A 9,084-nucleotide genomic window follows, 5' to 3' on the forward strand; every position below is an offset into this window, starting at 1 on the left:
CACCCTATCCTCGACCCGCGACGGTCCTGCAACGCCGCCCGCGCCCGCGATTCAGGCCGCCGCGCGCCGCGCCAATTCCTCCAGCGGCACGTGCCCCATCAGCATCGGGCTGGTCGCGGGCTCCCCCGCTTCGAGCGCCAGAGCGAAGCGCACGGCCGGATCGTCGTGGAGCCGGGCCTTGAGCGCGGCGACCTTCGGATAGTCGGCCGGATCGATCGCCTGGTGGAAGTCGGCCCAGCGGGCGACGCCGACGAACAGGGCGTCGGCCAGCGTCGGGCGCTCGCCCAACAGGTAAGGCCCCTCCCCCATCATCGCCTCCAGCTTGCGGTGGCGGTCGTTCACCTGGCGCCGGCCGAGCGCCCGCCACGCCGCCTGCTGTTCGGAGGTCGCGTCGGCAGCTTCCATGGCCGCCCAATAGGGGCCCACGGCGGCGGTGAAGCCCGTGTTGAGAAAGGCCATGTACTGGTGCAGCAGGTCCGCCTGCCGCGTGTCCGGCGCGAAGCTTATGCGGCGTTCGGTATCGCGCGCCTCCAGCCACAGGGCGATGGCCAGGGTCTCGGTCAGCGGCTCGCCCCTGTCCGTGATCAGCAGCGGCGCCTCCCCGCGGCCGTTGAGGCGCAGGTAGGGCTCGGCCCGCACCTCGGTGAACAGGTCGATGCGGGTCAGGCGATACGGCTGACCCAGCCATTCCAGGGCGGCGACGAGGCCCATGCTGCTGCCGAGCGGGTGGCCGTAGACGAGGATGGGTTCCATGGTTCAGCACTCCGGGCTGTTGAACGGAGCACCCAAGTAGCCACATGGAACCGGCCGGCCAAGAACGCAGAAAAGTCTGACCTGGTCACCAAAACAGGACCTTTGGAGAGGAACGCAGCGATGCTGGATCGCGTCTCGGAATGCCCGATCGAGGGGGCGATGGTTCTGCTGAGCGGCCGCTGGCGCGCGCTGATCCTCTATTATCTGTCCAAGGGGCCGATGCGCTTCAACGCGCTGCGCCGGGCCAACGCCGGGATCTCCCAGCAGATGCTGACCCGCGAGCTGCGGGCGCTGGAGGATGCGGGCGTCATCTCCCGCACCGCCTTTCCCGAAGTTCCGCCCCGAGTTGAATATGCGCTCACCGAGGCGGGCGAGCGGTTGATGCCGGTGATCGACGCCCTGGGCGACTGGTGGTCGCAGACCCAGGCCCGCCAAGCCGAGGCGGCCTAGAACGCGAAAGGCCCCGGAAGTCGCCTTCCGGGGCCTCGCAGATTTCAGTCGCTGACGCGGCCTATTCGTCGCCGCCGAAGCCGGCTTCGGCGGTCGGACCGGAGTCCTTGCCCTTTTCGGCCGGATCGCGGTCCACGAACTCGATCACCGCCATCGCGGCGTTGTCGCCGTGGCGGTAGCCCGCCTTCAGAACACGGATGTAGCCGCCGTTGCGCTCGGCGTAGCGCGGGCCGAGGACGGCGAACAGCTTGCCGACCTGTTCCACGTCACGCACCTGGCTGATCGCCTGGCGGCGAGCGTGCAGGTTGCCGCGCTTGGCCAGGGTCACCAGCTTCTCGACGAAGGGGCGGAGCTCCTTGGCCTTCGGCAGGGTGGTCACGATCTGCTCGTGCTTGATCAGGCTCGCGGACATGTTGGCGAACATCGCCGTCCGGTGGGCGGACGTCCGACCCAGTTTGCGGTGGGCTTTGCCGTGACGCATTTCTCATTCTCCTGGGCCATCTGACCCGCCGGACGCTCCCGATCTCCTGGAAGGCGTCCTACCTGACCAAGTCCCAGCCTGCTCCCGCCTGGGTCACTACGAAACGCCGGGGCCCTCCACCGCTGTTGCGGCTTCGTCGGGCCCGGACCGCCGAAGCGGTCCCGGAGTCGGCGCGAAAGGGTCCTACATCTGGTCTTCGAACTTCTTCGCGAGCTCTTCGATGTTCTCGGGCGGCCAGTTCGGCACGTCCATGCCGAGGTGGAGGCCCATCCCGGCGAGAACTTCCTTGATCTCGTTCAGCGACTTGCGGCCGAAGTTCGGGGTGCGGAGCATCTCCGCCTCGGTCTTCTGGATCAGGTCGCCGATGTAGACGATGTTGTCGTTCTTCAGGCAGTTGGCCGAACGGACGGACAGCTCGAGCTCGTCCACCTTCTTCAGCAGCGCCGGGTTGAACGGCAGTTCCGGCTTGGCCTCGCCCTCGACCTTCTTCTTCGGCTCTTCGAAGGTGATGAAGATCTGCAGCTGGTCCTGGAGGATGCGGGCGGCGTAGGCCACCGCGTCCACCGGGCTGACCGCGCCGTTGGTCTCCACTTCCATGATGAGCTTGTCGTAGTCGAGGCTCTGGCCCTGGCGGGTGGGCTCGACGCGATAGGCGACGCGCTTGACCGGCGAATAGAGGGCGTCGACGGCGATCAGGCCGATCGGGGCGTCCTCGGGACGGTTGAACTCGGCGGCGACGTAGCCCTTGCCGGTCTGGACCGTGAACTCCATGCGCACGGTGGCGCCGTCGTCCAGCGTGCAGAGCACGTGGTCGGGGTTCAGGATCTCGATGTCCGACGGCGCTTCGATCTGGCCGGCGGTCACCGCGCCCGGGCCGGTGGCGCGCAGCGTCATCCGCTTCGGGCCCTCGGCGTGCATGCGCAGCGCCAGTTGCTTGATGTTCAGGACGATGTCGACGACGTCCTCACGCACGCCTTCCAGCGAGGAGAACTCGTGGACCACGCCATCGATCTGCACCGCGGTCACGGCCGCGCCCTGCAGGGAGGAGAGAAGCACGCGCCGCAGGCTGTTGCCCAGGGTCACGCCGAACCCGCGTTCGAGGGGCTCGGCCACCAGACGCGCCTTGCGGCTGGCGTCGGCGCCGGTCTCGATTTGCGGCTTCTCGGGACGGATTAGTTCATTCCAGTTTCGTTCGATCACGTGTGTCCCTCGAAAACGCAGGATCGCCGGCCGCAGAACCGCGGACCGGCGTCAGGGAATAGTAGCTCTAACGGCTAGACGCGCCGGCGCTTGGGCGGGCGGCAGCCGTTGTGCGGAATGGGCGTCACATCCCGGATGGTGGTGATCGTCATACCCACCGCCTGCAGGGCGCGGAGCGCGGACTCACGGCCCGAGCCGGGGCCCGAGACGTTGACTTCCAGCGTGCGCACGCCGTGCTCGGCGGCCTTACGGCCGGCGTCCTCGGCCGCCATCTGCGCGGCGTAGGGCGTCGACTTACGCGAACCCTTGAAGCCCATCAGGCCGGCGCTGGACCAGGAGATCGTGTTCCCCTGGGCGTCGGTGATGGTCACCATGGTGTTGTTGAACGAGGCGTTCACGTGGGCGACGCCCGACGTGATGTTCTTGCGCTCGCGGCGTTTGACGCGCGCCGGTTCCTTGGCCATCGAGATCCGCTCTCTTACTTCTTCTTGCCGGCGATCGGCTTGGCCGGACCCTTGCGGGTGCGGGCGTTGGTGTGGGTGCGCTGACCGCGGACCGGCAGGCCCTTGCGGTGGCGCAGGCCGCGGTAGCAGGCCAGGTCCATCAGACGCTTGATGTTGACCGCCGTCTCGCGGCGCAGGTCGCCTTCGACCATGTAGTCGCGGTCGATCGTCTCGCGGATCTGCAGGACTTCCGCGTCGGTCAGCTGATTGACGCGGCGAGCGTCTTCGATGCCGACCTTGCTGACGATCTCGCGGGCCTTCGCCTCGCCGATGCCATGGATGTACTGCAGCGCGATCACGACGCGCTTGTTCGTAGGAATGTTGACGCCAGCGATACGGGCCACGTGAGGTAATCTCCTGATCACGCAAGAAAAGCGCAAACGGCGCCCCGGCCCCTAGCTGCCATAGGCATAGGCCGGCGCGTCCTTCGCGCTCTTTCGCGGAAGCGCTTCGTTATATGGATCGGGGTATCCCCGTCAATGGCCGAAACGCCCAAATGTGAACGAAATGCTGCACGCGCAAGGGGGTGGAAGCCCCGCACGGGTTCGTCACGCGGGATTTGAGGCCCGACGCGAGCAAGGAAAGCATGAGTGCGCTGGATCCGCAATCGGCCTGGGCGTTCAGCCGCGGGGCTTGTCCAGGGCGGCGTCGATGGCGGCGGCGACGGTTTCGATCGCGCCCATGCCATCCACTTCCACCAGCTTCCCCTGCCCTTCGTAGTACGGCAGCAGCGGCGCGGTGTTGGCGTTGTAGGCGTTCAGCCGCACCACGAAGCTCTCGGGATTGTCGTCCGGGCGGCCCGACTCGGCGAAGCGGCCGGCGATCCGCTGCTTCAGGGCCTCGTCGTCCACCTTGAGCCGCAGCACCAGGTCGATCTGGCGCCCCCGGCCCTTCAGCATCTTGTCCAGGGCTTCGGCCTGGGGAAGCGTGCGGGGGAAGCCGTCGAAGATGGCCCCGCCCGCGGCCTCGGCCTCGGGCAGCCGGGACTCGATCAGCTCGACGACGATCTCGTCCGAGACCAGCTCGCCGCGCTGCATGATGCCCTCGACGCGCTTGCCCAGCTCCGAACCCGACGCGATGGCCGCGCGCAGCATGTCGCCCGTGGAGAGCTGGACCATGTTGCGGCCCTCGACCAGGCGCTTGGCCTGGGTGCCCTTCCCCGCCGCCGGCGGCCCGAACAGAATCAGGTTCATAGCGATCCCCTCACGCGGCGCTCTTGATGGCGCCGTACCGCAACGTCACCCAAGGCGGCCGCCCCTAGCGCCGGCCGCCCCGCAGCTTCGACTTCTTGATCAGCCCCTCGTACTGGTGCGCCAGCAGGTGGGACTGGATCTGGGCCACCGTGTCCATGGTGACGCTGACGACGATGAGCAGCGAGGTGCCGCCCATGTAGAACTGCGTCCCCGTGAACCGCATCAGGCCTTCGGGCAGCAGACACACGAGGGTGATGTAGCCGGCGCCGATCACGGTCAGGCGGGTCAGCACGAAGTCCAGGTACTCGGCCGTCCGCTTGCCGGGACGGATGCCCGGCAGGAAGCCGCCGTACTTGCGCAGGTTCTCCGCCGTGTCCTCGGGGTTGAAGACGACCGACGTGTAGAAGAAGCAGAAGAAGATGATCAGGGCCCCGTAGAGCACCATGAACAGCGGCTGGCCGTGCTGGAGCTGGCCCACCGCGAGCGGCAGCCACTGCAGCCATTCCGGCAGGTTCGCCGTCGCGGCGAAGCCCATCACGGTCGCCGGCAGCAACAGCAGCGACGAGGCGAAGATCGGCGGGATCACGCCGGAGGTGTTGATCTTCAGCGGCAGGAACGAGGTGTCGCCGCCGAACATGCGGTTGCCCACCTGGCGCTTGGGATACTGCACCAGCAGGCGGCGCTGCGAGCGCTCCATGAAGACGATCGCCACGGTCACGGCGATCACCAGCACCAGCATCAGGAACAGCGTGCCGGAGTTCATCGAGCCCGTGCGGGTCAGCTCCAGCGCCTGGAACAGGTACTGCGGCAGGACGGCCACGATACCGGCGAAGATCAGCAGCGAGATGCCGTTGCCGACGCCGCGGCTGGTGATCTGCTCGCCCAGCCACATCAGGAACATGGTGCCGCCCGTCAGGGTGACGACCGTCGAGACGATGAAGAAGACGCCGGGATTCTCGACCAGGCCGGGGCTCTGCGACAGGCCCGCGGCGATGCCGAAGGACTGGAACACCGCCAGGGCGACCGTCAGGTAGCGGGTGTACTGGTTGAGCGTCTTGCGCCCCGCCTCGCCGCCTTCCTTCCGCAGCTTCTCCCACGGCGGATAGACCGTTCCGAGCAGTTGCACGATGATCGAGGCCGAGATGTACGGCATCACGTTCAGGGCGAAGATGGCCATCCGCTCGACGGCGCCGCCCGAGAACATGTTGAACATGCCCAGGATGCCCTGGGCCTGGCCCGAGAACGCCTGCTGGAAGGCGACCGGATCGATCCCCGGGATCGGAATATACGTCCCCAGGCGATAGACGATCAGCGCCCAGAGCGTGAACCAGATACGCTTGTGAAGTTCGGTCGCCTTGCGGAAGGCGTCGAAGTTCAGATTGGCGGCGAGCTGTTCAGCGGCCGAAGCCATTCAGCAAATCCCCTGACTCGTATTCCTGCTGAGATAGGACGCGCCGGCCCCGATAGCGAGGCCGGCGTCGCCGCAGGACGCCTTAGGCCTCTTCGGCCTTGGCTTCGACCTTGGTCGTGGTCAGCGAGCCGCCGGCCTTTTCGACGGCCGTGCGGGCCGCAGCGGTGGCGGAATAGACGGTGAGGTTGAGCTTCGACGTCAGCTCGCCCTCGCCCAGCAGCTTCACGCCGTCCTTGGCGCGGCGGATCACGCCGGCCTTCAGCAGGGCGTCGGCGTCGATGGCGGCCTTGGCGTCGAGCTTGCCGGCGGCGATCGCCTGCTCGATGCGCCACAGGTTCACCTCGGCGAAGTCCTTGCGGTTACGCGAGTTGAAGCCGCGCTTGGGCATGCGCATGTGCAGCGGCATCTGGCCGCCTTCGAAGCCGGCGATCGAGACGCCGGTACGCGCCTTCTGGCCCTTCACGCCGCGACCGGCGGTCTTGCCCTTGCCCGAGCCCGGGCCGCGGCCGACGCGCATGCGCCCCTTGGTGGAGCCTTCGCGCGGAGCGAGTTCGTTCAGCTTGGTCATATGTGCCTCTCCTTGGAGATCTGGCGCCCGGCGCTGGCCGGACTCGGCGTTGAAGACAGTGGCCCAGAAAGGCCGAAGGGGCCCCGAAGGGCCCCGGAAGTCGCGGAGCTTAGCCCTCGACGACCTCGATCAGGTGATGGACCTTGGCGATCATGCCGCGCACCGAGGGGGTGTCCTCGAGCGTGGAGACCCGGCCCACCTTGTTCAGGCCCAGGCCCGCGAGGGTCGCGCGCTGGTCCTTGGTCCGGCGGATCGGGCTGCCGGTCTGGCGAACGGTGACTTTGGCCATGTGATTAACCTTCCGCGTCGGCGGCCGGCTGCGCGGCCGAGGCGCCGTCCGCACGGCGGCCGATCACGTCGGAGACCTTCTTGCCGCGCTTGGCCGCCACTTGGCGGGGCGAGGATTGGGCCTTCAGCGCTTCGAACGTCGCGCGCACCATGTTGTAGGGGTTGGACGAGCCGACCGACTTGCCGACGACGTCCTGGACGCCCAGGGTTTCGAGAACGGCCCGCATCGGACCGCCGGCGATGACGCCGGTGCCGGGAGGCGCCGCGCGAACCATGACCTTGCCCGCGCCCCAGCGGCCGTTGCCGTCGTGGTGCAGGGTGCGGCTCTCGCGCAGCGGAACGCGGATCATCGACTTCTTGGCTTCTTCGGTCGCCTTGCGGATGGCTTCCGGCACTTCGCGCGCCTTGCCGTGACCGAAGCCCACGCGGCCCTTCTGGTCGCCCACAACCATGAGGGCGGCGAAGGAGAACCGGCGGCCGCCCTTCACGGTGGCCGCGACGCGGTTGATGTGCACCAGCTTCTCGACGATTTCGCTGTCGCGCTCTTCTTCGTTCCGATTGCGACGATCGCCGCCGCGCTGTTCGTCTCTGCGAGCCATGATCGTTCCTTAGAAATTCAGGCCGGCTTCGCGCGCGGCGTCCGCCAGGGCCTTCACCCGGCCGTGGTACAGGTAGCCGCCCCGATCGAAGACGACGTCCTTGACGCCCTTTTCGATCGCGCGCTGGGCCACGAGGGCGCCGACCTTGGCGGCGGCGTCCTTGTCCGAGCCCTTCGCCTTGGCCTTCTCGCCTTCCAGCGAGGAAGCGGCCGCGAGCGTCACGCCGTTCTCATCGTCGATGATCTGGGCGTAGATATTCTTGGCCGAGCGGAAGACCGACAGGCGCGGGCGGCCATTGGCCACCTTGCGGAGCCGGGTGCGGACGCGCTGGGCGCGGCGCTGGGTGGATTCGCGGGGAGAAAGGGCCATGGCTTACTTCTTCTTGCCTTCCTTGCGCCGGACCGTCTCGCCCTGATAGCGCACGCCCTTGCCCTTGTAGGGCTCCGGCGGACGGATGCGGCGGATCCGGGCGGCGGTTTCGCCGACCATCTGCTTGTCGATGCCCGAGATCTTGATCTCGGTCTGCTTCGGCACGGCGAACGAGATGCCCGCCGGCGGCGGGATGTCCACGTCGTGGCTGAAGCCGAGCTGCATGGAGAGCGCCTGGCCCTTCATCGCCGCGCGGTAGCCGACGCCGACCAGCTCGAGGGTCTGCTCATAGCCCTGGGTCACGCCCACGACCATGTTGTTGACCAGCGTGCGCGAGAGACCCCACATCGCTTGCGCGCGGGTGGTTTCCTGGCGCTTGGAGAGCGTGATTTCCCCGCCCTCCTGCTTGACCTCGATCTCTTCGGCGACCGTCCAGGCGAGCTGGCCCTTGGGGCCTTTCACCGTGACCGTCTGGCCGTCGATGGTCACCGTGACCCCGCTGGGAACGGCGACCGCCTTCTTTCCGATACGAGACATCTTAGTAGACCCGGCAGAGCACTTCGCCGCCCACGTTGGCCTCGCGGGCCGCGGTGTCCGACATGACGCCCTTCGGCGTCGACAGGATCGAGATCCCGAGGCCGTTCTTCACCGGCTTCAGGTCCTTGATCGACGAATAGACGCGACGGCCGGGCTTGGAGACGCGGCTGATCTCGACGATGACGGGCGTGCCGTCAAAGTACTTCAGCTCGATCTCGAACTCGGGGAAGGCGCCGGGCTTTTCCACCAGGTGGTAGCCGCGGATGTAGCCTTCATCGAGCAGCACGTCGAGGACGCGCGCGCGCATCTTCGACGCCGGGGTCGACAGCTTGTTGCGACCGCGCTGGGCGGCGTTCTTGATGCGGGCGATCAGATCGCCGATGGGGTCATTGACCATTCGACCCTCCCCTTACCAGCTCGACTTGACGAGGCCGGGGATCAGCCCAGCGGACCCGAGGTCGCGCAGGGAGATCCGGCTCATCTTCAGCTTGCGATAGTACGCACGCGGGCGACCGGTCACTTCGCAGCGGTTGCGAATCCGGGTCTTCGACGAGTTGCGCGGCAGCTCGGCCAGCTTGAGGCGGGCGTCGAAACGCTCCTCCAGCGGCAGGCTTTCGTTGTTCGCAACCGCCTTCAGCGCGGCGCGCTTGGCGGCGTGCTGCTTCACGAGTTGCTTGACCCGTTCGTTGCGATTGACAGCGCTTTTCTTGGCCATGTGTCTTTATCCTTCCC

The 9,084-nt window shown here is 67.3% G+C and carries 15 protein-coding genes; 1 reads left to right on the forward strand and 14 read right to left on the reverse strand.

The window, feature by feature from the left end:
- Nucleotides 1–51: 51 nt before the first annotated feature.
- Nucleotides 52–753 (reverse strand): glutathione S-transferase family protein, encoded by a 702-nt coding sequence (locus tag A2790_RS23065; protein WP_293397043.1) that lies wholly within the window; start codon nt 751–753, stop codon nt 52–54.
- 120 nt (nt 754–873) lie between these two features.
- Between A2790_RS23065 and A2790_RS23070 the strand changes: the two genes are divergently transcribed.
- On the forward strand, nt 874–1,203 hold the full coding sequence (locus A2790_RS23070) for a helix-turn-helix domain-containing protein (protein WP_293397046.1): 330 nt from the start codon (nt 874–876) through the stop codon (nt 1,201–1,203).
- Between the two features lie 61 nt (nt 1,204–1,264).
- Here A2790_RS23070 and rplQ read toward each other — a convergent pair whose 3' ends face one another.
- The 13 genes from rplQ to rpsN form a co-directional block, all read right to left on the reverse strand.
- Complete coding sequence (gene rplQ, locus A2790_RS23075) at nt 1,265–1,684, reverse strand: 50S ribosomal protein L17 (protein WP_293397049.1); 420 nt, start codon at nt 1,682–1,684, stop codon at nt 1,265–1,267.
- A 183-nt stretch (nt 1,685–1,867) separates the two neighbouring features.
- Entirely contained in the window at nt 1,868–2,884 is a 1,017-nt protein-coding gene (locus A2790_RS23080) for a DNA-directed RNA polymerase subunit alpha (protein ID WP_068876710.1), read from the reverse strand.
- Nucleotides 2,885–2,958: 74 nt separating this feature from the next.
- Complete coding sequence (gene rpsK, locus A2790_RS23085) at nt 2,959–3,348, reverse strand: 30S ribosomal protein S11 (protein WP_012521811.1); 390 nt, start codon at nt 3,346–3,348, stop codon at nt 2,959–2,961.
- Between the two features lie 14 nt (nt 3,349–3,362).
- Nucleotides 3,363–3,731, reverse strand: a complete 369-nt coding sequence (gene rpsM / locus A2790_RS23090) for a 30S ribosomal protein S13 (protein WP_068876709.1) — start codon at nt 3,729–3,731, stop codon at nt 3,363–3,365.
- Between the two features lie 276 nt (nt 3,732–4,007).
- Complete coding sequence (locus A2790_RS23095; RefSeq protein WP_293397056.1) at nt 4,008–4,580, reverse strand: adenylate kinase; 573 nt, start codon at nt 4,578–4,580, stop codon at nt 4,008–4,010.
- Nucleotides 4,581–4,644: 64 nt separating this feature from the next.
- Nucleotides 4,645–5,991: a preprotein translocase subunit SecY gene (gene secY, locus A2790_RS23100; RefSeq protein ID WP_293397059.1), complete on the reverse strand. Its 1,347-nt coding sequence runs from the start codon at nt 5,989–5,991 to the stop codon at nt 4,645–4,647.
- An 82-nt stretch (nt 5,992–6,073) separates the two neighbouring features.
- On the reverse strand, nt 6,074–6,559 hold the full coding sequence (gene rplO / locus A2790_RS23105) for a 50S ribosomal protein L15 (protein WP_293397062.1): 486 nt from the start codon (nt 6,557–6,559) through the stop codon (nt 6,074–6,076).
- A gap of 109 nt (nt 6,560–6,668) precedes the next feature.
- Entirely contained in the window at nt 6,669–6,848 is a 180-nt protein-coding gene (gene rpmD, locus A2790_RS23110; protein ID WP_068876705.1) for a 50S ribosomal protein L30, read from the reverse strand.
- A 4-nt stretch (nt 6,849–6,852) separates the two neighbouring features.
- Nucleotides 6,853–7,446, reverse strand: a complete 594-nt coding sequence (rpsE, locus tag A2790_RS23115; RefSeq protein WP_068876704.1) for a 30S ribosomal protein S5 — start codon at nt 7,444–7,446, stop codon at nt 6,853–6,855.
- A gap of 9 nt (nt 7,447–7,455) precedes the next feature.
- On the reverse strand, nt 7,456–7,815 hold the full coding sequence (gene rplR / locus A2790_RS23120) for a 50S ribosomal protein L18 (RefSeq protein ID WP_068876703.1): 360 nt from the start codon (nt 7,813–7,815) through the stop codon (nt 7,456–7,458).
- A gap of 3 nt (nt 7,816–7,818) precedes the next feature.
- The gene (gene rplF / locus A2790_RS23125; RefSeq protein WP_293397067.1) at nt 7,819–8,352 is read right to left on the reverse strand and encodes a 50S ribosomal protein L6; all 534 of its coding nucleotides are present in this window, start codon (nt 8,350–8,352) and stop codon (nt 7,819–7,821) included.
- A gap of 1 nt (nt 8,353) precedes the next feature.
- Nucleotides 8,354–8,749: a 30S ribosomal protein S8 gene (rpsH, locus tag A2790_RS23130; protein WP_293397070.1), complete on the reverse strand. Its 396-nt coding sequence runs from the start codon at nt 8,747–8,749 to the stop codon at nt 8,354–8,356.
- Between the two features lie 12 nt (nt 8,750–8,761).
- Nucleotides 8,762–9,067, reverse strand: a complete 306-nt coding sequence (gene rpsN, locus A2790_RS23135; protein WP_293397073.1) for a 30S ribosomal protein S14 — start codon at nt 9,065–9,067, stop codon at nt 8,762–8,764.
- Nucleotides 9,068–9,084: the final 17 nt, after the last annotated feature.

This window comes from Phenylobacterium sp. RIFCSPHIGHO2_01_FULL_69_31 (assembly GCF_001824475.1).
Classification (GTDB): Bacteria; Pseudomonadota; Alphaproteobacteria; order Caulobacterales; family Caulobacteraceae; genus Phenylobacterium.

Excerpts from the sequence above, each read along its gene's own strand:
- rpmD (WP_068876705.1), bottom strand. The coding sequence starts at position 6,848 with ATGGCCAAAGTCACCGTTCGCCAGACCGGCAGCCCGATCCGCCGGACC.
- rpsK (WP_012521811.1), bottom strand. The coding sequence starts at position 3,348 with ATGGCCAAGGAACCGGCGCGCGTCAAACGCCGCGAGCGCAAGAACATC.
- A2790_RS23095 (WP_293397056.1), bottom strand. The coding sequence starts at position 4,580 with ATGAACCTGATTCTGTTCGGGCCGCCGGCGGCGGGGAAGGGCACCCAG.
- rplO (WP_293397062.1), bottom strand. The coding sequence starts at position 6,559 with ATGACCAAGCTGAACGAACTCGCTCCGCGCGAAGGCTCCACCAAGGGG.
- rpsE (WP_068876704.1), bottom strand. The coding sequence starts at position 7,446 with ATGGCTCGCAGAGACGAACAGCGCGGCGGCGATCGTCGCAATCGGAAC.
- rpsH (WP_293397070.1), bottom strand. The coding sequence starts at position 8,749 with ATGGTCAATGACCCCATCGGCGATCTGATCGCCCGCATCAAGAACGCC.
- rpsN (WP_293397073.1), bottom strand. The coding sequence starts at position 9,067 with ATGGCCAAGAAAAGCGCTGTCAATCGCAACGAACGGGTCAAGCAACTC.
- secY (WP_293397059.1), bottom strand. The coding sequence starts at position 5,991 with ATGGCTTCGGCCGCTGAACAGCTCGCCGCCAATCTGAACTTCGACGCC.
- A2790_RS23070 (WP_293397046.1), top strand. The coding sequence starts at position 874 with ATGCTGGATCGCGTCTCGGAATGCCCGATCGAGGGGGCGATGGTTCTG.
- rplF (WP_293397067.1), bottom strand. The coding sequence starts at position 8,352 with ATGTCTCGTATCGGAAAGAAGGCGGTCGCCGTTCCCAGCGGGGTCACG.
- A2790_RS23065 (WP_293397043.1), bottom strand. The coding sequence starts at position 753 with ATGGAACCCATCCTCGTCTACGGCCACCCGCTCGGCAGCAGCATGGGC.
- rplR (WP_068876703.1), bottom strand. The coding sequence starts at position 7,815 with ATGGCCCTTTCTCCCCGCGAATCCACCCAGCGCCGCGCCCAGCGCGTC.
- rplQ (WP_293397049.1), bottom strand. The coding sequence starts at position 1,684 with ATGCGTCACGGCAAAGCCCACCGCAAACTGGGTCGGACGTCCGCCCAC.